19 protein-coding genes are annotated in these 20,386 nt (G+C 75.1%); 10 read left to right on the top strand and 9 right to left on the bottom strand.

Features of this window, described 5'->3' with window-relative positions; genetic code table 11:
• Positions 1–553: 553 nt before the first annotated feature.
• The 3 genes from ACFP3U_RS14465 to ACFP3U_RS14455 all read right to left on the bottom strand — a co-directional run bounded on the left by ACFP3U_RS14465 (position 554) and on the right by ACFP3U_RS14455 (position 4,221).
• Positions 554–2,053: a carboxyl transferase domain-containing protein gene (locus ACFP3U_RS14465; protein ID WP_380225887.1), complete on the bottom strand. Its 1,500-nt coding sequence runs from the start codon at positions 2,051–2,053 to the stop codon at positions 554–556.
• A 168-nt stretch (positions 2,054–2,221) separates the two neighbouring features.
• A complete protein-coding gene (locus ACFP3U_RS14460) occupies positions 2,222–3,076 on the bottom strand; it encodes a sirohydrochlorin chelatase (protein WP_380225886.1) in 855 nt (284 codons plus the stop codon).
• A complete protein-coding gene (locus ACFP3U_RS14455) occupies positions 3,076–4,221 on the bottom strand; it encodes a uroporphyrinogen-III synthase (RefSeq protein WP_380225885.1) in 1,146 nt (381 codons plus the stop codon). The genes ACFP3U_RS14460 and ACFP3U_RS14455 overlap by 1 nt, the downstream gene beginning before the upstream one ends.
• 192 nt (positions 4,222–4,413) lie before the next feature.
• On the opposite strand from ACFP3U_RS14455, the gene ACFP3U_RS14450 reads away from it, so the two are divergent.
• The 5 genes from ACFP3U_RS14450 (at position 4,414) to ACFP3U_RS14430 (ending at position 12,472) form a co-directional block, all read left to right on the top strand.
• Positions 4,414–6,693, top strand: a complete 2,280-nt coding sequence (locus ACFP3U_RS14450; protein ID WP_380225884.1) for a molybdopterin oxidoreductase family protein — start codon at positions 4,414–4,416, stop codon at positions 6,691–6,693.
• Entirely contained in the window at positions 6,693–8,030 is a 1,338-nt protein-coding gene (locus tag ACFP3U_RS14445; protein WP_380225883.1) for an NAD(P)/FAD-dependent oxidoreductase, read from the top strand. The genes ACFP3U_RS14450 and ACFP3U_RS14445 overlap by 1 nt, the downstream gene beginning before the upstream one ends.
• 109 nt (positions 8,031–8,139) lie before the next feature.
• On the top strand, positions 8,140–10,743 hold the full coding sequence (gene nirB, locus ACFP3U_RS14440; RefSeq protein WP_380225882.1) for a nitrite reductase large subunit NirB: 2,604 nt from the start codon (positions 8,140–8,142) through the stop codon (positions 10,741–10,743).
• Entirely contained in the window at positions 10,740–11,111 is a 372-nt protein-coding gene (gene nirD / locus ACFP3U_RS14435) for a nitrite reductase small subunit NirD (protein ID WP_380225881.1), read from the top strand. Before nirB ends, nirD begins: the two co-directional genes overlap by 4 nt.
• Complete coding sequence (locus ACFP3U_RS14430) at positions 11,108–12,472, top strand: MFS transporter (protein ID WP_380225880.1); 1,365 nt, start codon at positions 11,108–11,110, stop codon at positions 12,470–12,472. Before nirD ends, ACFP3U_RS14430 begins: the two co-directional genes overlap by 4 nt.
• 622 nt (positions 12,473–13,094) lie before the next feature.
• Here the strand turns inward: ACFP3U_RS14430 and ACFP3U_RS14425 are convergent.
• Positions 13,095–13,826 carry a dienelactone hydrolase family protein gene (locus ACFP3U_RS14425; RefSeq protein WP_380225879.1) on the bottom strand — a complete coding sequence of 244 codons (732 nt, stop codon included), beginning with the start codon at positions 13,824–13,826 and terminating at the stop codon, positions 13,095–13,097.
• A gap of 317 nt (positions 13,827–14,143) precedes the next feature.
• Here ACFP3U_RS14425 and ACFP3U_RS14420 point away from each other — a divergent pair, with 317 nt between their 5' ends.
• Entirely contained in the window at positions 14,144–14,671 is a 528-nt protein-coding gene (locus ACFP3U_RS14420; RefSeq protein WP_380225878.1) for a nucleotidyltransferase domain-containing protein, read from the top strand.
• A gap of 30 nt (positions 14,672–14,701) precedes the next feature.
• Here the strand turns inward: ACFP3U_RS14420 and ACFP3U_RS14415 are convergent, their stop codons facing one another.
• From ACFP3U_RS14415 to ACFP3U_RS14400, 4 genes are all read right to left on the bottom strand, one after another.
• A complete protein-coding gene (locus ACFP3U_RS14415) occupies positions 14,702–14,839 on the bottom strand; it encodes a VOC family protein (RefSeq protein WP_380225877.1) in 138 nt (45 codons plus the stop codon).
• Positions 14,818–14,988: a VOC family protein gene (locus ACFP3U_RS14410; RefSeq protein WP_380225876.1), complete on the bottom strand. Its 171-nt coding sequence runs from the start codon at positions 14,986–14,988 to the stop codon at positions 14,818–14,820. Before ACFP3U_RS14410 ends, ACFP3U_RS14415 begins: the two co-directional genes overlap by 22 nt.
• A gap of 71 nt (positions 14,989–15,059) precedes the next feature.
• The gene (locus ACFP3U_RS14405; protein WP_380225875.1) at positions 15,060–15,707 is read right to left on the bottom strand and encodes an alpha-ketoglutarate-dependent dioxygenase AlkB; all 648 of its coding nucleotides are present in this window, start codon (positions 15,705–15,707) and stop codon (positions 15,060–15,062) included.
• Between the two features lie 56 nt (positions 15,708–15,763).
• A complete protein-coding gene (locus ACFP3U_RS14400) occupies positions 15,764–16,582 on the bottom strand; it encodes a YVTN family beta-propeller repeat protein (RefSeq protein WP_380225874.1) in 819 nt (272 codons plus the stop codon).
• 861 nt (positions 16,583–17,443) lie between these two features.
• Between ACFP3U_RS14400 and ACFP3U_RS14395 the strand changes: the two genes are divergently transcribed.
• The 4 genes from ACFP3U_RS14395 to ACFP3U_RS14380 all read left to right on the top strand — a co-directional run bounded on the left by ACFP3U_RS14395 (position 17,444) and on the right by ACFP3U_RS14380 (position 19,916).
• On the top strand, positions 17,444–17,827 hold the full coding sequence (locus tag ACFP3U_RS14395; RefSeq protein WP_380225873.1) for a hypothetical protein: 384 nt from the start codon (positions 17,444–17,446) through the stop codon (positions 17,825–17,827).
• On the top strand, positions 17,824–18,933 hold the full coding sequence (locus ACFP3U_RS14390; RefSeq protein WP_380225872.1) for a hypothetical protein: 1,110 nt from the start codon (positions 17,824–17,826) through the stop codon (positions 18,931–18,933). Before ACFP3U_RS14395 ends, ACFP3U_RS14390 begins: the two co-directional genes overlap by 4 nt.
• A gap of 82 nt (positions 18,934–19,015) precedes the next feature.
• Complete coding sequence (locus tag ACFP3U_RS14385; protein WP_380225871.1) at positions 19,016–19,417, top strand: roadblock/LC7 domain-containing protein; 402 nt, start codon at positions 19,016–19,018, stop codon at positions 19,415–19,417.
• A 124-nt stretch (positions 19,418–19,541) separates the two neighbouring features.
• Entirely contained in the window at positions 19,542–19,916 is a 375-nt protein-coding gene (locus ACFP3U_RS14380; RefSeq protein WP_380225870.1) for a hypothetical protein, read from the top strand.
• A 6-nt stretch (positions 19,917–19,922) separates the two neighbouring features.
• On the opposite strand, the gene ACFP3U_RS14375 is transcribed toward ACFP3U_RS14380, so the two are convergent.
• On the bottom strand, positions 19,923–20,375 hold the full coding sequence (locus ACFP3U_RS14375; protein WP_380225869.1) for a DUF6188 family protein: 453 nt from the start codon (positions 20,373–20,375) through the stop codon (positions 19,923–19,925).
• Positions 20,376–20,386: the final 11 nt, after the last annotated feature.

The raw sequence follows: 20,386 nt of genomic DNA, 5'->3' as shown, positions 1-20,386 counted from the left end.
ACGGCCCCCGCCAAGACCCCCTCGTTACGACGCCCGGTCGTAGCGGGGCTTCGCGCTGTCGATTCCAAGGTCACCGAATCGGCCCCCGGACAGGCCCGCTGACCTGCGCTGTTCCCCCTGCCGCCGCCCCGTCCTTCCGATCCACCCCGCCCACCGGACGACCACTACGCCCCGTCGTTCCCTTGGATTCCCTGTGAGCGCACTCACCGTTTGCGCCCGCCCCCCGTCACCGAGGGCTGCCACCGCCACCACACCAAGTCGCCGTTGATCTGAGACCGGCACCACAACTCCGCCACCCGGCACGGCACGAAAAGTCGACGGGGCCGACCTCCCACCCCTCCCATCCCTCCTTCCGGTGGCCCCTTGCGTTCGCAAGGGGCCACCGGAACTGAGATGGCACCCAAGGAGTAGGCGGATCCAGCGGGTCGCGGAGTGGAACGTCCAGCCGGTCGGTGAGGGTGGGCAGGGGCAGGGGCAGGGGCAGGGGCAGGGGCAGGGGCAGGGGCGGGTGGTGCCGGGCTTCGGGAGGGAGCTCGGGGGCCGGCGGTCGTTGTCAGGGGTGGTAGACGGTGTCGCCGAGGCGGCGGTGGCGGTGGGTGCGGGTGGTGAGGCGGTCGGGGGTGGGGGTGGTGGTGAGGGTGGCGAGGGTGGTGGAGATGGCGTGGCCGAGGCGGGCGCAGAAGGCGGCGGGTTCGTCGGCGGCGTCGGGGAGTTCGGGGACCACGGTGTCGACGAGGCCGACCGCGGCGAGGTCGTGGGCGCCGATGCCCTGGGTGCGGGCCAGGGCGGGGGCGTGGGTGCCGTCGCGGTGGACGATGGCGGAGGCGCCCTCCGGGGGGAGCGGGGCGAGCCAGGCGTTGCCGGCGGCGAGGACCCGGTCGGCGGGGAGGAGGGCGAGTGCGCCGCCGCCGGAGCCCTGGCCGAGGAGGACGGCGAGGACGGGGGTGCGGAGGGAGAGGAGGGTGGTGAGGCAGTGCGCGATCTCCACGGCCACGCCGTCCAGCTCCGCCTGGACGGAGAGTTCGGCGCCCGCCGTGTCGACGACGGTGACGAGCGGGAGGCCGAGCTGTTCGGCGAACCGGGCGGTGCGGCGGACGGCGCGCAGGTCGGCGGCGGTGAACGGGCGTTCCTGGGCGCCGGCCTGGCGCTGCTGCCCGACGATCACGGCGGGCTGCCCGTCCAGGACGGCGAGGGCCCGGACGAGCGCGCCGTCGCGGCCGCCGGGGGCGTCGAGGAGGACCAGTTCCTCGGTGGTGCGGCGCAGCAGTTCGCGGGTGCCGGGGCGGTCGGGGCGCCGGGTGCGGAGGACGGCCTCCCAGGCGTCGGGGCGTTCGACGGGGTCGGTGGCCGGAGGCGCGGGCGGCGGCGGAGGGGAGGGCAGGGCGCGGCGGGTCAGGACGGAGAGCGAGCGGCGCAGCACCTCGCGGAGTTCCTCGGGCGCCACCACCGCGTCCACCAGGCCGCGTTCGGCGAGGGTCTCGGCGCGCTGCACCTCGGGCGGCAGCTCGACGCCCCGCAGTTCCTCGTACACGCGCGGGCCGAGGAAGCCGAGCCGGGCGGCCGGCTCGGCGAAGACGAGTTGCCCGAGCGTGCCCCAGGAGGCGAACACCCCGCCCATGGTGGGGTTGCGCAGGTAGGTGAGGTACGGCAGGCCGGCGGCGCGGTGGGCCTGGACGGCGGCGGTGATCCGCAGCATGCAGAGGAACGCCGCCGAGCCCTCCTGCATCCGCGTCCCGCCGGAGACCGGCAGGGCGATCAGCGGAAGGCGCGCGGCGGTGGCCCGTTCGACGGCGCGGGTGATCCGTTCGGCCGTGGCCACGCCGATCGAGCCGCCGAGGAAGCCGAACTCGGAGGCGATCAGGGCGACCTGACCCCCGCCGATCCGGGCGAGTCCGGTGAGCACGGCCTCGTCCGCGCCCGTCCGCTCCCGCGCCCGGAGCAGGCTCGCCCGGTACTCGGCGTCGCGCGGCTCCGCGGTCACCGGTTCGTCCCAGCTCACGAAGGTGCCGGGGTCGGCCAGTAGTCCGATCAGCTGATGTGCCGTGAGGGACATGCCCATCTGCTCCACCCCATCGTCCGATCCGCGTGCGCGCCGACGAAGATCACGATAGGGCGCGGGGCGGGCGCGGTGGGGGATTGGGCGGCGGGTGTGAGGAGGTCGACAGCTTGGGGGAGGCCTTCGGGCCCGATGGCCGGCGCTGAGGCTCAGCAGCGCCGAGGCTCAGCGGACGGCGGCGCGGGCGCTCGTGCGGGCCTCGTCGTAGCGGTGGGCGACCAGGCGGGCGAGGGCGTCGTGGGTGCCCAGGGGGGCGCTCGTCCAGTGGGCGGGGGTGGCGGCGGCGCGGTCGGCGAAGAAGCCGGGGGCGAGCAGGTGGGTGGCGACGGCGACCCCGCGGTGGCCGGCGGCGTGCAGGGCGGCGACCGCCTCCTGCGGGCTGGGGCGGGCGGCGGACAGGTAGGCGGGGACGACCGGCCGGCCGTCGGCGAGGCGGTCGGCGAGCAGTTCGGCCATCCGCGTGGTGTCGGCGTTGGCGGCCGGGTCGGAGGAGCCGGCGGCCGCCAGGACCACCGGTCCGGCGCCGGCCGGCCGCCCGGCCGCGGCGAGGCGGTCGGCGAGCGCGGCGGCCAGCAGCGGGTGGGGCCCGAGCGCCCGGGCGAGCGGAAGGTGCGTCAGCCCGGCGGTGGCGAGCGCCTCGGGCAGGTCGACGCGCAGGTGGTAGCCGCCGGCGAGCAGCAGCGGGACGAGCACGGCCTCCCGCCCGTCCAGCGCGGCGAGCGCCTCCGGGAGGGAGGGGCGGGCGAGGTCCAGGAAGCAGCAGCGGACGTCGAGCCCGGGGCGCAGCGCGCGGACCCGGCGCAGCAGCGCGTGGCTCGCCGCGACCCCGGCGGCGGAGCGGCTGCCGTGGGCGACGGCGAGCAGGACGGGGGAGCGCGGTGCGTGCGCGCGGGGCGCGGCGGAGCGCGGGGGCCGAGGGGTGCGAGGCGCATCGGGGCCGGACGCACCGGAGCCGGGCACGAAGGGCCCCGGCCCGAAGGCCCCCGGAGCGCCGCGCAGGGCGGGGAACGGCGCGGTCATCAGCCCACCGCCAGCCGGTAGCCGCGCTTGGGCACGGTGCGGATGAGCTTCCCGTGCGGCCCCAGCGCGGCCCGCAGCCGTCCGACCGCCGCCTCGACGGCGTGCTCGTCGGCGGCCGCGTCGAGCCAGGCCGTGCGCAGCAGGTCGGCGCGGCTGAGCACGTGGCCGGGGCGTTCGGCGAGCGCGCGCAGGACGGCGGCGCCGCGCGGGCTGAGCAGGTGGCTCTCCCCGTCGACCAGGGCGGCGTTCCCCTGGAGGGTCAACTGCGTGTTCCCCAGGGTGAGTTCGCGGCGGTTCCGGCCGGGCAGGGTCTCCGCGAGCAGCCGGACGAGGGAGCCGAGCCGGCCGCGCTCGGGGAACTCGGCCGGCAGGCCCAGGTCGGCGAACGGCCGGGCGCAGAGCGCGCCGACGCAGACCGGCACGACGTCCTCGCGCAGCGCGTCCAGCAACTCGTCGCGCAGGCCGTCGGCGGCGGCCGTCTCGACGAACGCGGTGACCGCGGGGGCGCTGGTGAAGGCGAGGGCGTGGACCTGGCGGCGGACGGTCTGCTCGACCAGCCGGCGCACCGGCGCCGGGTCGTCCGGCGGGACCCAGCGGTAGACCGGGACGGAGATCACCTCGGCGCCGCGTTCGCGCAGTGCCGCCGCGAAGTCGTCGAGCCGAATGCCGTGTTCCTGGACGGCGATCCGCCGGCCGGCCAGCGGGCGGGCGAGCAGCCAGGTCAGCAGTTCGTCGGTGGCTTCGGAGTTGGGGGAGAAGCCCTCGCCGAGGCCGCTGGCCCGGACGGCGCCGGTGGCCTTGGGGCCCCGGGTGAGGACGACGGCCTGCCGGCACGCCTCGGCGAGGGCGGTGCCCCGCCCCCAGCCCTCGGCGGCGCTCATCCACCCCCGCCAGCCGACGCCCGTGGTGGCGATCACGTAGTCGAGCGGCGCGGCCAGGCAGGCCTCGGTCGCCCGGCGCAGCGCCAGGTCGTCGGCGAGCGGCATGATCCGCAGCACCGGCGCCTCGACGACCTGGGCGCCGCGCCGGGTGAGCAGCGCGGTCAGCTCGTCCCGGCGGCGGGCGGCGGTCACCCCGATGGTGAACCCGGTGAGGGGTCCGGGCTGCGGGGTGGGGCGCGGTCCGGGGAGGGTGATTGTTGCCATGGCCGAAAGGGTGCGGTCCGATCGTTACGAGGAGATTGCCCACCCGTCTCCCGGGCGTTAGCGAAATGGTCACTCCGGTTACGGGGGATGTCCGAAGCCGCACCTCGGACGGTGGGGGGCGTGAGCGACGCGTACCGTGCGCGCAACACGGCGGACCCGGAGGTGAAACGACCACGGGCGAGATTTCTCGTCATGACCTCCGCTGCCACCGCCCCCGCCGCCGGTTCCGACCCCGGCACCGCTGCCGCAGCCGGCACCGGTACTGGCACCGGTACCGGCACCGGTGCGGAGACCGACACGCACTGCCCGTACTGCGCCCTGCAGTGCGGCATGCGGCTGCGCCCGACGGCGACCACCGCCGTCACAGCCGCCACCCCAGCCCCCGCCGAGCTGCTGCCCGTCGAGGTGGTGGAGCGCCCGGACTTCCCCGTCAACCGGGGCGCCCTGTGCGGCAAGGGACAGTCCGCGCCCGCGCTGCTGGCCCGGGGCGTGCGGCTGACCGAACCGCTGGTCCGCGACCGCCCCGGCGGTCCGCTGCGCCCGGCCGGCTGGGACGAGGCCCTGGAGCGCGTGGCGGCCGGGTTCACCGCCGTCCGCGAGCGGCACGGCGCGGACGCGGTCGGCGTGTTCGGCGGCGGCGGTCTCACCAACGAGAAGGCCTACCAGCTCGGCAAGTTCGCCCGGGTGGTGCTCGGCACCGCCAACATCGACTACAACGGCCGGTTCTGCATGTCCTCGGCCGCCGCCGCGCACCGCCGCGCGTTCGGCCTGGACCGCGGGCTGCCGTTCCCGCTGGCGGACGTCCCGCACACCGGCTGCCTGATCCTGGTCGGCGGCAACCCGGCCGAGACGATGCCGCCCGCGCTCCGCTACTTCCGCGAACTGCGGGAGAACGGCGGCACCTTGATCGTCGTCGACCCGCGCCGCACCCGGACCGCCGAACAGGCCGACCTGCACCTCCAGCCCCGCCCCGGAACCGATCTCGCCCTCGCCCTCGGCCTGCTCCACCTGGTGATCGCCGACGGCCTGGTGGACGAGGAGTTCGTCGCGGCCCGCACCACCGGCTTCGACGGGGCCCGGGCCGCCGCGATGGCGCACTGGCCCGACCGGGTGGAGCGGATCACCGGAGTCCCGGTGGCACAACTGCGGCGCGCCGCCGAACTGTTCGGCCGGGCGGCGGCCGGCATGGTGCTGACCGCGCGTGGCCCGGAGCAGCAGAGCAAGGGGACGGACACCGTCGGCGCCTGGATCGACCTCTGCCTCGCCACCGGCAACGCGGGCCGCCCGTACGCGGGTTACGGCTGCCTGACCGGCCAGGGCAACGGCCAGGGCGGCCGCGAGCACGGCCAGAAGGCCGACCAGCTGCCCGGCTACCGCTCGATCGAGGACCCGGCGGCCCGGGCGCACGTCGCCGGGGTCTGGGGCGTCGACCCGGAGACGCTGCCCCGGTCCGGCCGTTCCGCGTACGAGCTGCTGGACGGGCTCGGCCGACCGGACGGCGCCCGCGCGCTGCTGCTGATGGGCTCCAACCCGGTCGTCTCCGCACCGAACGCCGCGCACGTCACGGCCCGGCTGCGGAGCCTGGACCTGCTGGTCGTCGCCGACCTGGTGCTCTCCGAGACGGCCCGGCTGGCCGACGTCGTCCTGCCGGTCACCCAGTGGGCGGAGGAGGACGGCACCACCACCAACCTGGAGGGCCGGGTGATCCTGCGCCGGCGGGCCGTCGACCCGCCCGAGGGGGTGCGCGGCGAGCTGTGGCTGCTGGGCGAACTCGCCCGACGGCTCGGCGTGCCGCGCGGCTTCCCGGCCGAGGCCGAGCAGGTCTTCGAGGAGCTGCGCCGCGCCTCGGCCGGCGGCGACGCCGACTACGCGGGCATCAGCTACCGGCGGATCGCGGCCGAGGACGGGGTGTTCTGGCCCTGCCCGGATCCCGCCCACCCCGGCACGCCCCGGCTCTTCCTGGACCGCTTCGCCACCCCGGACGGCCGGGCCCGCTTCGCGGCGGTGACCCACCGCCCGGCGGCGGAGGAGCCGGACCGGGAGTACCCGCTGTACCTGACCACCGGCCGGGTGCTCGCGCAGTACCAGAGCGGCGCGCAGACCCGCCGGGTCGCCGAGCTGAACGCGGCGGCGCCCGGGCCGTTCGTCGAACTGCACCCCCGGCTGGCCGAGCGGCTCGGTGTCGCGGACGGCGAGCCGGTCGCGGTGGTCAGCCGGCGCGGCCGGGCGGTGGCGCCGGCCCGGGTGAGCGCGGCGATCCGGCCGGACACGGTGTTCATGCCGTTCCACTGGCCCGGCGCCGGGCGGGCCAACAGCCTGACCAATCCGGCACTCGACCCGGTCTCCCGGATGCCGGAGTTCAAGACCTGCGCGGTGCGGGTCGAGCGGGCGGAGCCGGCCGGCGCCCCGGCAGGTACGGCCCACCACCGGGCCGCCGGCCACGGCCCCGATGACGAGAGGACAGTGGCGTGATGCCCGGAACCACCTCCACCGGCGCCACCGCGCCCGGCCCGCGGATCGCCGTGGTCGGCGGGGGCATGGCGGCCGCCCGCTTCGCCGAGCGGTACACCGCGCTCGGCGGCCCCGGCACCGTCACCGTCTACGCCGCCGAGGCCCGCACGCCCTACAACCGGGTGCTGCTCGCGGACGTGCTCACCGGCCGGTACGACGCCGAGGCGATCGCCCTGCCGCTCGGCACCGCCCGGCTGCGCGCCGGCTGCGAGGCGGTGGCCCTCGACCCGGTGGCCCGGACGCTCGGCCTCGCCGACGGCACCGTGGAGCCCTGGGACGAGCTCGTCCTGGCCACCGGCGCCAACCCGGTGCTGCCCCCGATCCGCGGCCTGCGCCGCGCCGACGTACGCCACCCGGCCGGCCAGCCCCACTCGTCCGACAGGCTCGCCGACCGGTCCGCCCAGGGCCCCGGGCTCGCCGAGGGCGTGCACACCCTGCGCTCGCTGGACGACTGCGCCCGGCTCGCCGAGGAGGCCGTCGCCGCCCGCCGGGCCGTGGTGATCGGCGGCGGGGTGCTCGGCGTCAGCGCCGCCCGGGCGCTGGCCGCGCTCGGCGTACGGACCGAGATCGTGCACCAGGCACCGCACCTGATCGAGCGTCAGCTCGACGCCGAGGCGGGCGCGGTGCTGCGCGAGCGGCTGGACGCGCTGGGCGTCGCCACCTACTGCCGCAACCGGGCCCGGTCGCTCGCCACCGCCGTCGACGGTGACACCGGCGCCGTCCGCGTGACCGGGGTGCACCTGGCCAACGGCTACCTGCTCGACTGCGACCTGGTCGTTCTCGCCTGCGGGACCCGCCCGCGCACCGCGCTCGCGCACGCGGCCGGCCTGCCGGTCAACACCGGCGTCCTGGTCGACGACCGGCTCGCCACCGCCGTCCCGCACGTGTCCGCGATCGGCGACTGCGCCGAGCACCGGGGCGCCGTCCACGGCCTGGCCATCCCGGCCTGGGAGCAGGCGGACGTGCTGGCGCTGCGGCTGTCCGGCGCCGATCCGGACGCCCGCTACACCGGCTCCCGCCCGCCGGCCCGGCTCTCCACCGGCGGCCTGGAGTACGCGGCCTTCGGCGACGTCGACGAGACGCTCGACGCGGGACTGGACGTGCTGCGGCTCACCGACGCCACCCGCGGCAGCTACAAGAAGCTGGTGATGCGCGGGGACCGGCTGGTCGGCGCGATCCTGCTCGGCGACCTGGCCGGCCTGGACGCGCTCGCCGACGCCTGGGACCGCGACGACCCGCTCACCGGCCATCCGCTCCACCTGCTGACCGCGGCCGGCCCGGGAGCCCCGCCGCCGTGACCGGATCTCCTCCGGCTGCCACCCCGCACCCCACCCCCCGCGCCCCGTCGGCGCCGCCGGCCCCGCCCCGCACCGCCCGGCGCACCCCGCACCACCCGAGGAGTCACGCATGACGTCGCACACGGCCGAGCGGCCGCTGGACCTCGTCCTGGTCGGCCACGGCATGGTCGGCCAGCGCTTCCTGGAGGCCTGGACCGAGCAGCCCGGCTCCGAGCGCTGGCGGGTCACCGTGCTCGCCGAGGAGCCGCGCCCCGCCTACGACCGCGTCCACCTCAGCTCGCTCTTCGACGGCCGCACCCCCGAGGACCTCACCCTCTGCCCGCCCGGCTTCCTCGCCGAGCACGGCATCGACCTGCGCCTCGGTGACCCGGTCACCGCCGTCGACCGCGCCGCCCGCACCGTCACCACCCGGTCCGGCGCCGAACTGCGGTACGACGCCCTGGTGCTGGCCACCGGCTCGGTCCCGTTCGTCCCGCCGGTCCCCGGCAAGGACGCCGCGGGCTGCCACGTCTACCGCACCATCGAGGACCTCGACGGGATCCGGGCCGGCGCCGCCGAGGCCGGCAGTGCCGGCACCGGTGTCGTGGTCGGCGGCGGCCTGCTCGGCCTGGAGGCCGCCGGGGCGCTGCGCGCGATGGGACTCGCCACCCACGTCGTCGAGTTCGCCCCCCGGCTGATGGCCGTCCAGGTCGACGAGGGCGGCGGCGAACTGCTCCGCCGCAAGATCGAGGACCTCGGCGTCACCGTCCACACCGCGGCCGCCGCGAGCGGGGTCGCCACCGACCCGGACGGCGCGGTGCGCGGCCTCACCCTCTCCGACGGCCGCGAACTCGCCGCCGACCTGGTGGTGTTCTCGGCCGGCGTCCGCCCCCGCGACCAGCTCGCCCGCGACTGCGGCCTGCCGGTCGGCCCGCGCGGCGGCATCGTGGTCGACGAGCGCTGCCGCACCGAGGACCCGGCCGTCCTCGCCATCGGCGAGTGCGCCCAGGCCGCCGACGGCCGGGTCTACGGACTGGTCGCGCCCGGCTACCAGATGGCCGAGACGGCCGCCCGCGAACTCGCCGGCCGCCCCGGCTCCGGCTTCACCGGCGCCGACACCTCCACCAAGCTCAAGCTGCTCGGCGTCGACGTCGCCAGCTTCGGCGACCCGCACGGCAACGCCGAGGGCGCGCTCGACGTGCTCTACAGCGACAGCCGGCTCGGCGTCTACCGCAAGCTCGTGATCGGCACCGACGGGGCCCTGCTCGGCGGCGTGCTGGTCGGCGACACCGAGGCCTACGGCACCCTGCGCCCGCTGGCGATGGGCGGCAAGCCGCTCACCACCCCGCCCGAGCAGTTGGTGCTGCCCGCCGGGTTCGCCGCCGCCGGCCCGATCGCGCTGCCCGACGACGCGGTGCTCTGCTCCTGCCACAACGTCACCCAGGGCGAAGTCCGGGCCGCCGTCCACGAGCAGGGCTGCGAGAGCGTCGCCGCCGTCAAGAAGTGCACCCGGGCCGGCACCGGCTGCGGCAGCTGCCTCAAGCAGATCACCACCGTCGTCACCGAGGAGCTGGCCGCCTCGGGCGCCGAGGTGCGGACCGGCCTGTGCGAGCACTTCACCCAGAGCCGCGCCGAGCTGTACGAGGTCGTGCTGGTCACCGGCATCACCACGTTCTCCGAGCTGGTCGACCGGTACGGCACCGGCGAGGGCTGCGACATCTGCAAGCCGACCGTCGCCTCCATCCTGGCCAGCCTCTCCAACGGCCACATCCTGGACGGCGAACAGGCCTCCCTGCAGGACTCCAACGACCACTTCCTGGCGAACCTCCAGCGCAACGGCTCCTACTCGGTGGTGCCCCGGGTGCCCGGCGGCGAGATCACCCCCGACGGCCTGATCACGATCGGCGAGGTGGCCCGCGACTTCGGCCTCTACACCAAGATCACCGGCGGCCAGCGGATCGACCTCTTCGGCGCCAGCGTCGACCAACTCCCCGCGATCTGGGCCCGGTTGGTGGACGCCGGCTTCGAGTCCGGCCACGCCTACGGCAAGGCGCTGCGCACCGTGAAGTCCTGCGTCGGCGAGACCTGGTGCCGCTACGGCGTCCAGGACTCCGTCGGCCTCGCCATCGAACTGGAGCTGCGCTACCGGGGGTTGCGCTCCCCGCACAAGCTCAAGTCGGCGGTCTCCGGCTGCGCCCGCGAGTGCGCCGAGGCGCAGAGCAAGGACTTCGGCATCATCGCCACCTCCGCCGGCTGGAACCTCTACGTCGGCGGCAACGGCGGCATGACGCCCCGGCACGCCGACCTGCTCGCCGCCGACCTCGACCGCGAGACGCTGATCCGCACCATCGACCGCTACCTGATGTTCTACATCCGCACCGCCGACCGCCTGGAGCGCACCTCGGTCTGGCTGGAGCGGCTCGACGGTGGTCTGGACCACCTGCGCGCGGTGGTCCTCGACGACGCGCTCGGCATAGCCGACGAGCTCGACGCCCTGATGGCCCGTCACATCGACTCCTACCAGGACGAGTGGGCCGCCACGCTGGCCGACCCCGACCGGCTCCGCCGCTTCGCCTCCTTCGTCAACGCCCCCGGCACCCCCGACCCGGCCGTCACCTTCGTCCCCGAACGCGGCCAGATCCGCCCCGCCCGCCCCGACGAGGACGGTTACGTCCTCCCTTCCCCCACCCCGGTCCTCGTGGCCGGTCCCCGACTGGAGGTGCTCGCCAAGTGACCGTGGAGATCCACGACGGAACCAGCTGGCAGCCCGTCTGCACCCTCGACGACCTTCAACCGGGCCGCGGCGTCGCCGTCCTGCTGCCCGACGGCGACACCCAGGTGGCGCTGTTCGTCGACCGCTCCGGCACCCTGCACGCCGTCGACAACCGCGACCCGTTCAGCGGCGCGTACGTGCTCTCCCGCGGCCTGCTCGGCAGCCGCGAGGGCCGGCCGACGCTCGCCTCGCCGATGTACAAGCAGACCTTCGACCTCATCGACGGCCGCTGCCTGGACGAGGACACCGCCCCCGACGGCACCCCCGCCGTACTCCGCCGTTGGCCGGTCCGCGCCGGCGCGGACACCCCCCAGGAGGACCGGACATGACCACCACCCTCAGCACGCCGCCGAGAGGCTCGGCCGCGGCCACCCTCACCCACTGGGACCCGGAGGACCGCGAGTTCTGGGACCGCACCGGCGCCCGGGTGGCCCGCCGCAACCTGATCCTCTCCGTCCTCTCCGAGCACATCGGCTTCTCGGTGTGGAGCCTCTGGTCCGTCCTGGTGCTGTTCCTCGGACCGAAGTACCACATCGACCCGGCCGGGAAGTTCACCCTGACCGCCCTGCCCACCGCGCTCGGCGGCCTGCTCCGCCTCCCGTACACCTACGCCGTCGCCCGCTTCGGCGGGCGCACCTGGACGGTGGTCAGCGCCCTGCTGCTGCTCGTCCCGACCGGTCTGGCCGCCCTGATCCTCACCCCCGGCGTCTCCTACGGCACCCTGCTCGCGGTGGCCTGCGTCGCCGGCGTCGGCGGCGGCAACTTCGCCTCCTCGATGGCCAACATCAACGCCTTCTACCCGCACCGCCTCAAGGGCTGGGCGCTCGGCATCAACGCGGGCGGCGGCAACCTCGGCGTCCCCGCCGTGCAGCTGCTCGGCCTGCTGGTGCTCGCCACCGCCGGCGCGTCCCACCCCCGGCTGCTGCCGCTGATCTACCTGCCGCTGATCCTGGCCGCCGCCGCGCTCGCCTGGGCCCGGATGGACAACCTGCCGACCGCGCCCCGCGAGCCCGGCGCCCCCGCCGACCGCTCGCTGCGCGAGGTCGCCCGCGACCCGTACGGCTGGGCCGTCTCCACCCTGTACATCGGCACCTTCGGCTCGTTCATCGGCTTCGGCTTCGCCTTCGGGCAGGTCCTCCAGGTGCAGTTCCACGACCGCTTCGACACCCCGGTCAAGGCCGCCGCGCTCACCTTCCTCGGTCCGCTGCTCGGCTCCCTGGTGCGGCCCGTCGGCGGCCGGCTCGCCGACCGCTGGGGCGGCCCCTGGGTCACCCTCTGCACCTTCTTCGGGATGGGCGCCGGCACCGCCGTCGTCCTGGCCGCCTCCCGGGCCCACTCGCTGCCGCTCTTCCTCTCCGGCTTCGTCGTGCTCTTCGTCCTCAGCGGCATCGGCAACGGCTCGACGTACAAGATGATCCCCGCCCACTACGAGGGCCGGGCCCGCCTCGCCGTCGCCGCCGGCGCCGACCCGGCCGAGGCCGAGGCCACCTCCCGCCGCCGCACCGCCGCGCTGATCGGCCTGGCCGGCGCGATCGGCGCCTTCGGCGGGGTGCTGGTCAACCTGGCCTTCCGGCAGTCCTTCCTCAGCAGCCACAACGGCGACAACGCCTACCTGGCCTTCCTCGCCGCCTACCTGTTCTGCTCCGCCCTCACCTGGGTCGTCTGGCTCCGGCCCGGCGCCCGACGCTGACACCCGCCCCGGGCCCCCGGCCGACGGCCGGGGGCCCGCCGCCGTGTCAGGGCGAACCGGAAGCCCTGGAGCGCCACCCCCACACCCGCCTCACGATGACGGCCTGACGGCACGACGGCCGGGTGACCCGGGGTCACCCGGCCTTTGCCCGTGGTTCGGACACCCGTTCTGGCCTGGTAGTGTTCTTCCTGTCGCGAGGGGGACGGACAGAATCCCTCGCCAGGCGTCAGCGGTGCTACCAGAGCACGTCCCACTTTCAGTGGGGAGAGTCCGTGCAACCCGGGCCTGGCGCTCCACAGTTCGAGCGGGCCCGGTACCTCCTCAGGTGCCGGGCCCGCTCGCGTTTCCGTCGGTGGACGGCCTCGGGCTCGATTCGCTTCCACTCAACTGACGTGACGTCATGAGACTGTGATGGCCCGTTCGTGGTCCGGCGCACCCCCTCTGGCCTGGTAGTGTTCTTCCTGTCGCGAGGGAGACGGACAGAATCCCTCGCCAGGCGTCAGCGGTGCTACCAGAGCACGTCCCACTTTCAGTGGGGAGAGTCCGTGCAACCCGGGCCTGGCGCTCCACAGTTCGAGCGGGCCCGGTACCTCCTCAGGTGCCGGGCCCGCTCGCGTTTCCGTCAGGAGTCGGACGGGAGCCCGGCGGCGCGGGCCAGGAGGGCGGCGGTGGCGCGGCCGGCCGCGACGGCGCGGGGTGTGCGGGCGGCGACGCAGTGGTCGAGGGCGGGGTCGTACTCGGCGAGGATGACGCCGGCGTGGTCGGTGTCGAGCTGCAGGAACTCGGCCGACGGCGTCAGCAGGGCGGTGTCCAGGGCGCGGGTGGCGTCGGCCGGGACGAGGTCGTCCCCGGTGCCGTGGACCAGGAACAGCGGGACGGGGGACGGGCGGTCGGCGAGGGTGGTGAGGGGGGCCTCGCCGGTGGTGACCGCGGGGCGGGCGTAGTTGGAGGCGATGCCGACGGCCGCCGTGGGGCGGCGGTCCTCGGGGATGTCGCGGCCGGTGGCCACGGCTATCGCCTCGCGGCCGGACATCGACCAGCCGGCCAGGACGAAGCCGAGCGCCGGGTCGCCGCCGTGGTCGGCCGCGTGCCGCCGGGCGTGGTCCAGGGAGGTCAACAGGTCGGCGCGGCCGCTGTCCGGCGCGTCGGAGCGCCAGTCGGGGGCGAGCACCAGCAGGCCGTGCCCGGCCGCCTCCTGGGCGAGCGGGGTGACCTCGAAGCGGGTGTCGGGGGCCTTGCCGTGCCAGAGGAGGACGACGGGCCAGGGGCCGGCGAGACCGGCCGGCGGGCGGTGGACGTCCATGAGCCGCCCGAGGGCGTACTCGACGGTCTCGGTCGGGGTGGTGACGGACATGCGCGGTTCTCCTGTGGTTCGGACCGGTGATCCCGGACTGGTAGGGTTCTTCTTGTCGCGAGGGAAATGATCTCTCGTCAGGCGTCAGTGGTGCTACCAGAGCACGTCCCACTTTCAGTGGGGAGAGTCCGTGCGACCCGGGCCTGGCGCTCCAGGATCGGGCGGGGCCCGGCACCTCCAGCAGGAGGGGCCGGGCCCCGTTCGCGTTGGGGCTGCGGGACGGGGCGGTCGGTGCGCTGAGCCGCTGTACGGCGACGGAAACCGTCGCGACGGCGGAGTTGCGGCGGGTGTAGCGTCCGGCCGTGGAGGTGGGGGACATGGACCGGGAACGTGCCGACGGGCAACTCGCGCAGATCGCGGAGACGGTGGGCCTCGCCCACCGTCTTGGCACGCGCGTCTGGCTGCGCGGCGGCTGGGCGATGGACTTCTTCCTCGGTGAGCTGACCCGCGACCACGAGGACATCGACTGGTTCGCCCCGGCCGCCGACGCCGCCGCGCTCGCGGCCGGCCTGACGGCCCTCGGGTACGCGCCGCTGGAGGGCGTCCCGCCGGAGCAGCAGCTCGACTTCGTCAAGGACGGCCTGGAGTCGAGCTTCGCCCTGGTCGACCTCGCGCCGGACGGCCGGGCGCTGGTGGCCGGCGGCCCCTGGGCCGGGACACCGTGGCCGGCCGGGCTGCTGGACGGGCCGCCGGGCCGGCTCGGCTGGCTGGTCTGCCCGATCGTCGCCCCCGAGGCGCAGATCGAGATCAAGCGGATGATGCCGGTCTGGGACCCGCGCCGCCCCCGCCGGGCGAAGGACGCCGAGGACATCGCCCGCCTCCGGACGGCCCTGGAGGCGGTGTAGGGCGTGTAGGCCCTGTCCGGCCGAGGCGGTTCAGGCTGCCAGGGTCTGCTCCGCCGAGGGGACGCCGACCAGGGTGAACACCGCGCCGCCGTCGTCGGCGACCACCGCGCGCCGCCCGAACGGGGTCGGTTCCGGCCCGGCCAGGACTACGCCGCCGAGCTCCCGCACCCGCTCGACCGCGAGACGGTCCGGCCGGGCAGCTCGACGAACTCCCACGCGAACAGCCCGCCGTAGAAGCGCCGGGCCCGCCCGAGGCCGGCCGCGCCCAGCTCGACCCAGCAGGGGACGCCCTCGTGGTACCTGCCCGCCTTCGGCATGCGGCGGCCTCCTCGTCGGGGCGCCCGGGGTGTCGGGTCGGCCAAGGGGTCCAGCGCTCCGGCGCGGCGGGTCAGGCGACGCCGCGCGGCCGGAACTGGACGCTGATCCGGGGCCCCGTCGGCCGGGCCGTCTTGGGCACCGCGTGCTCCCAGGTCCGCTGGCAGGAGCCGCCCATCACCAGCAGGTCCCCGTGTCCGAGCCGGTGGCGGACCACCGGCACGCCGCCGCCCCGGGGCCGCAGCAGCAGGGCCCGGGGCTCACCGACCGAGAGGATCGCCACCAGGGTGTCCTCGCGCGCCCCGCGTCCGATCCGGTCGCCGTGCCAGGCCACGCTGTCCCGGCCGTCCCGGTAGTAGCAGAGCCCCAGCGTGCGGAACGGCTCGCCCAGCTCGCGCCGGTAGTACGTGCTCAGCGCCGTCCGGGCCGCGCCCAGCACCGGGTGCGGTGGTGCGTCCTCCTCCCGGTAGGAGGCGAGCAGCCGGGGGACGTCCACCGTCCGCTCGTACATCTCGCGGCGCTCCGCCCGCCAGGGCACCTCGGCGGCCAGCTGTTCGAACAGCCGGTCGGCGCCGTGCAGCCACCCGGGCAGGACGTCCACCCAGGCGCCGGCCCCCAGCACCTCGCGGCGCACCCCGGCCAGCGGCCCGAGGGCCGGTCCGGCCGGCCCGGGGTCGTCGAACAGCGACGGCTGGAGGTGTACGGCGGCGGTGGTGCTCATGCGCCCAGCCTACGCCTTGAAATCGAACGCAAGTGCGAATATCTGTTTGAGTGAGTTCAGAGCGGGATCACCGACAGGGTCCGCTCGAAGAAGTTGGTGACGTAGAGGCGGGTGCCGTCCGGGCTCGCCGCGACACCGCGCGGACCGCCCGGGACGGCGATGCTGCGGGTGACCGTACGGCTGTTGAGGTCGACCACGGAGACCGTGTCGAACGGGAAGTGCGCCACGTACAGCTGCGAGTCGTGCGGGCCGACGGCCAGCCCGTACGGGCCCCGGGCGACCGGGATCACCGCGAGCGGCTCGGCGGGCGTCGGCCCGTCGACGTGGATGAGCTCGGTCGCGTCGTACACCGTGACGGAGCTGCTGAAGTAGTTGCTGGCGTAGAACCGGTTGCCGCTCGGATCGGAGGCGAGACCGACCGGGAAGTCGATGCCGGTCAGGGTGCCGTGGCTCTTGGTGAGCAGGTCGGAGATCATCACCTGGTCGTCGCCGGCGTTGGCGATCAGCAGCTGTTCGGGGTGGACGGTGATGGTCAGCCCGTACGGCCGGGCGCCCGTGCCGGTGCTGATGGCCCGGTCGCCGGTGGCGGTCTCGTAGACCTTGATGAAGGTGGAGGCGTTCGCGGCGACGTACAGGCGCTCGCCGTCGGGGGCCACGGCCACGCCGTACGGACTGGGCCCGACCTCGAAGGTCATGGCGACGGTGTTCGCCGGGGTGTCGACGGCGGTCACCGTCCCGTCGTTGAAGTTGGTGACGTAGACCCGCCGGCCGTCGCTGCTCGCGGCCACGCTGTGCGGGCCCTGGCCGACCGGGATCGTCTCGAAGGCCGGGGCGCCGGCCCGGTCCGGGCCGGTCGTGGGAATGGTGACTGACATGGTCCGCTCTTTCGTCGTCTCGCGCCGGAGTCCTCGGACAGCGGCGGGCCGCCCGTCCGGGCTTCGATCCCGGCGGCGGCCGTCGCGAGTACGCCGCGCGGGGTGGCGCGGTCGAGTGCGGTGGTTAATCCGGGCGCCGGCGTGAGGCCGGTCGTCTCCAGGGGTGTGGGCAGCATCGGACGCTCCCTGGGTGGGCACGCAGGTGGTCGCCGTAATTCGATCGTACGCCGACCCTCTGTCCGTGCGACCGGCCTGACCGGCCTGACCTGGGGAACCGATTTCCGCTCCGGCGCACCGCCCTGCTACTGTTCTGTCCGTCGAGAGGAAACGATCTTCGCGAAGCGGGGATCGGGACCAGCTCGACCAGGCGTCAGCGGTGCTACCAGAGCACGTCCTACTTTCAGTAGGGAGAGTCCGTGCAACCCGGGCCTGGCGCTCCATCGGAAGCGGTCGTTCCCCCTCGGGGGAGCGGCCGCTTCTTCGTTGTGTCCGTCGTTGTGCCTGCCGTTGTGCCGGGGATCCGGGTGCCTTCGGCCCTATCGCACCCGTGGCTCGAAACCCGCCGTCGTGGCCGACAATCGGCCAAGGTCCCGCAGCAGGTGGCTCGTTCGTTCGTGTCACGTACGGGCGTCCGGGCAGCGGTGATGCCGAGGATCTCGACCTGACGGTCCGTCAAAGGATGGCTGAAAACACCTGATTGTGGTGTGAATATGCCATTGGAATGTTCGTCGTACGGGATCCGGCAGTAGCCTTCCGTGTCGAACCCGCCACTGGTCGTGGCGGTCGACCCGGCGCCCGGGGGCCATGCCCCGCGCCGGCCTCCTGCGCCGCTTCCTCCCCGAACCCTCCGAAGGAGCCCGAGTGCCGGGTATCGACGAGTGCCTGTCCCAGGCGATGGCGATCACCGGGGCCCGCGCCGCCAGTCTGATCGACTGGAGCAGCGGACTCGCCCTGGGCAGCGTCGGAGTCAGTCCGACCGGCGACCACGACACCACGGCGGCGGAGGCGACCGACCTGGTCCGGGCAGCCGTCGAGGGCTCGACCTTCACCGCGGCGGAGGACCACAAGGCACCGTTGCAGGACATCATCCTGACCGCGGGCCGCAGTTACCACCTCCTTTGCTTCATCGATACCGTCTTCGACAGCCGACTCGTCCTGCACCTCTGGCTGGACCGGGCCGAGGGCAACCTCGCCGGCGCCCGCTACCGCCTCCAGTCGCTCGCCGAGGAACTGGTGCTCGGATGACGAACCCCGTCACCAGCGACCCGGCCGCCGAGGCGAGCACCGAGGTCGGCACCGAGGTCGGCTTTCGGCCACCGGCCGGGCCGGTGGCGCCCGTGCTCCCGGTCGCCGTCGCCCCCGGCTGGACCCCCGGCGCGGCCGTCGAACGGCTCGCCGGCGAACGGGCCACCGGAGCCCTGCGCGGGCCCGCCGGAACCGTCTACCTCGTCGACGGCCTGGTCACCCACGCCGAGTCCGACCGCGCCCCCGACCTGGCCACCCTGCTCACCGTCAGCGGCCGACTCGACCGCGACACCTGGCAGGAGGCCGTCCACCGCTTCGGCCCGTACGCGCGGGTCGGCGAGGCACTGGTCGAGCAGGGCCGGCTCACCCGCGGCGAACTCGAACTCTGCCACCTCGGCACCCTCTATGACGCCGCCTGCTTCCTGCTCGACACCCCCGCCACCCTCGCCTCCTGGACCTTCGCCCCGGGCATGCGGCACTGGCTCGGCCCGGTGGCCGCCGTCGGCGCCGAGCGGCTCCGCCGGGAGGCCGAACGTCGGCGGCACCTGCTGGACCGGATCTGGCCCTCGGCGCAGCTCGACACCGCGCCGCTGCGAAGGGCGGCCCCGCAGGCCGCCGCCGCCCCGGGGCGCCACGCCCGCCGGGTCCGGCCGCCGACCCGGCGGCAGTGCGAGCTGCTCGACCACGCGGACGGCCGGAGAACCCCGGCGGAGCTGGCCCGGCTGCTCGGCCGTTCCGCGTTCGCGACCACGGCGGACGTCCGCCGGCTCGGCGCCGGCGGTCTGCTGGCCGGACCTGGTGCCACCGCTGGACCCGGACCCGGCGCCGGGTGTGCGGCGGGGTCGGGGCCGGTCGCGGGTGCGCTCGGCGGGGTGTCGGCGCCGCGCGAGCCGGGCGGTCTGCTCCTTCGCGTTCCCGGTGCGGCGCTCGCCGCGCTCACCGGCCACGGGCCGGCGCCGGTCGCGCCGACGGTGCCGCCAGCTCCCTTCGCCCCGTCCGCCCCGCCCGCGGCCGGGCCGCAGACCACCGCCCTCCCGCTCACCGCCGCCGACCCGGACATCGCGCTGCTGATCCGGGTCCGAACCCTTCTGGAGGCCCGACTTTGAACCACTCTCCGCCCGCGACCCCGCCCTCACGGCCATGAGGCGGGCGCTCAAGCAGCGTGTCGGAAGGAGACAACTGATCGCCTTGGAGACCGAGCTGCTGGCCGAACTCCGCGCCATCAAGCACCGGGTGCCGCACCTCGCGGGCGGCCTGGTGGCCAGTGTGGACGGCCTGCTGGTCGCCCACGACACCCACGGGACCGAGCCCTCGGGCTTGGCGGCGATGACCGCCGCCTCGCTCAGCCTGGCCCAACGGCTCGCCGACACCACTGGCCAGGGGGATTTCCGGGAGTCGCTGGTCCGCGGTGAGCACGGCTATGTCGCCACCTACGCGGCGGGAGGCAGCTGCGTGCTCACCCTCCTCGCCCACCCGGACGCGAACGTCGGCCGCCTGCACCTGGAGGCCCGCCGTTCCGCCCAGCGCATCACCGCGCTCCTGAACGACACCCTTCTGCCCAAGGACGCCCGGGAGGCCCGGGACTACTGACACCCCGGGCCTCCCGGCCCACCGGTGCACCGGTTCACCGACATACCGCTGCACCGACCTGACGACATACCGACGCTGACGACGTACCGACGTACCGATGCACCGACGAAGTGGAGACAGTGACATGACCGACGCCGCAGGCGCGCTCAAGCAGGCCATGACCGTGATCGAGGGCGCCATCGGCGCCGCTCTGGTCGACTACAACAGCGGCATGGCCCTGGCGACCCTCGACGGCCCCGGCGGCTTCGACCTCAACATCGCCGCCGCGGGCAACACCGACGTGGTCCGGGCCAAGATGCGCACCATGGACATGCTGGGCCTGGGCGACGGGATCGAGGACATCCTCATCACCCTCAGCAGCCAGTACCACCTGATCCGCCCGCTCACCGGCCGCAGCGGCAAGGGCCTCTTCCTCTACCTGGCGCTGGACAAGAACCGCGCCAACCTGGCGATGGCCCGCCACCAGCTCACCAAGATCGAGGCCGACCTGGAGGTCTGACCGAGGTCAGCCGAGGGGCTCCTCCGGTCCGGCGACCGCGCCGCCGGGGAGCCCCGCGCTGATCGTGCCGTCGGGTGTGAACACGCTCCACGGCGCGATCAGCGCGTGCGGCGGGACGGACAGTGTCTCGCCGCCGTCGGCCTCGCGGTCGTCCACGGGGCCGCCGGTGAAGGACAGCTCCAGTCCGCCGGCCCGGGTCACCCGCGCGGAGCCGACCTCGCGGCCGACCAGACCGAGCAGTGGTCCGGTGGGCCGGAAGGTCAGCGCGGGGAAGAAGTGCTGGACGGCCGCCCGCCCGGCGAAGCGGAACTCGTGCGCCACCCGGACGGTCACCGCACCGTCGAGCGTGAGGTCGAGCCGGTCGCCGCCGCTGACCGCCGTCACCCGGCGGCCGACCAGGGCGACGTCGAGCGGATCCCCGGAAGGTGCCGGGTGCCGCGTGTTCTGCATGTTCTGCATACGGCCAGTGT

The organism is Kitasatospora misakiensis (assembly GCF_042656005.1).
GTDB lineage: Bacteria > Actinomycetota > Actinomycetes > Streptomycetales > Streptomycetaceae > Kitasatospora > Kitasatospora misakiensis.
Note: the sequence above shows the minus strand (reverse complement) of the source record. Positions and strands in the feature narration are given on the sequence as shown.

Coding starts and splice junctions, on each gene's coding strand:
- ACFP3U_RS14375 (WP_380225869.1), bottom strand. CDS start 20,375: ATGCAGAACATGCAGAACACGCGGCACCCGGCACCTTCCGGGGATCCG.
- ACFP3U_RS14410 (WP_380225876.1), bottom strand. CDS start 14,988: ATGCCGAAGGCGGGCAGGTACCACGAGGGCGTCCCCTGCTGGGTCGAG.
- ACFP3U_RS14400 (WP_380225874.1), bottom strand. CDS start 16,582: ATGTCAGTCACCATTCCCACGACCGGCCCGGACCGGGCCGGCGCCCCG.
- ACFP3U_RS14460 (WP_380225886.1), bottom strand. CDS start 3,076: ATGACCGCGCCGTTCCCCGCCCTGCGCGGCGCTCCGGGGGCCTTCGGG.
- ACFP3U_RS14425 (WP_380225879.1), bottom strand. CDS start 13,826: ATGTCCGTCACCACCCCGACCGAGACCGTCGAGTACGCCCTCGGGCGG.
- ACFP3U_RS14455 (WP_380225885.1), bottom strand. CDS start 4,221: ATGGCAACAATCACCCTCCCCGGACCGCGCCCCACCCCGCAGCCCGGA.
- ACFP3U_RS14420 (WP_380225878.1), top strand. CDS start 14,144: ATGGACCGGGAACGTGCCGACGGGCAACTCGCGCAGATCGCGGAGACG.
- nirB (WP_380225882.1), top strand. CDS start 8,140: ATGACGTCGCACACGGCCGAGCGGCCGCTGGACCTCGTCCTGGTCGGC.
- ACFP3U_RS14380 (WP_380225870.1), top strand. CDS start 19,542: ATGACCGACGCCGCAGGCGCGCTCAAGCAGGCCATGACCGTGATCGAG.
- ACFP3U_RS14405 (WP_380225875.1), bottom strand. CDS start 15,707: ATGAGCACCACCGCCGCCGTACACCTCCAGCCGTCGCTGTTCGACGAC.
- ACFP3U_RS14450 (WP_380225884.1), top strand. CDS start 4,414: ATGACCTCCGCTGCCACCGCCCCCGCCGCCGGTTCCGACCCCGGCACC.
- ACFP3U_RS14390 (WP_380225872.1), top strand. CDS start 17,824: ATGACGAACCCCGTCACCAGCGACCCGGCCGCCGAGGCGAGCACCGAG.
- ACFP3U_RS14465 (WP_380225887.1), bottom strand. CDS start 2,053: ATGTCCCTCACGGCACATCAGCTGATCGGACTACTGGCCGACCCCGGC.
- ACFP3U_RS14430 (WP_380225880.1), top strand. CDS start 11,108: ATGACCACCACCCTCAGCACGCCGCCGAGAGGCTCGGCCGCGGCCACC.
- ACFP3U_RS14445 (WP_380225883.1), top strand. CDS start 6,693: ATGCCCGGAACCACCTCCACCGGCGCCACCGCGCCCGGCCCGCGGATC.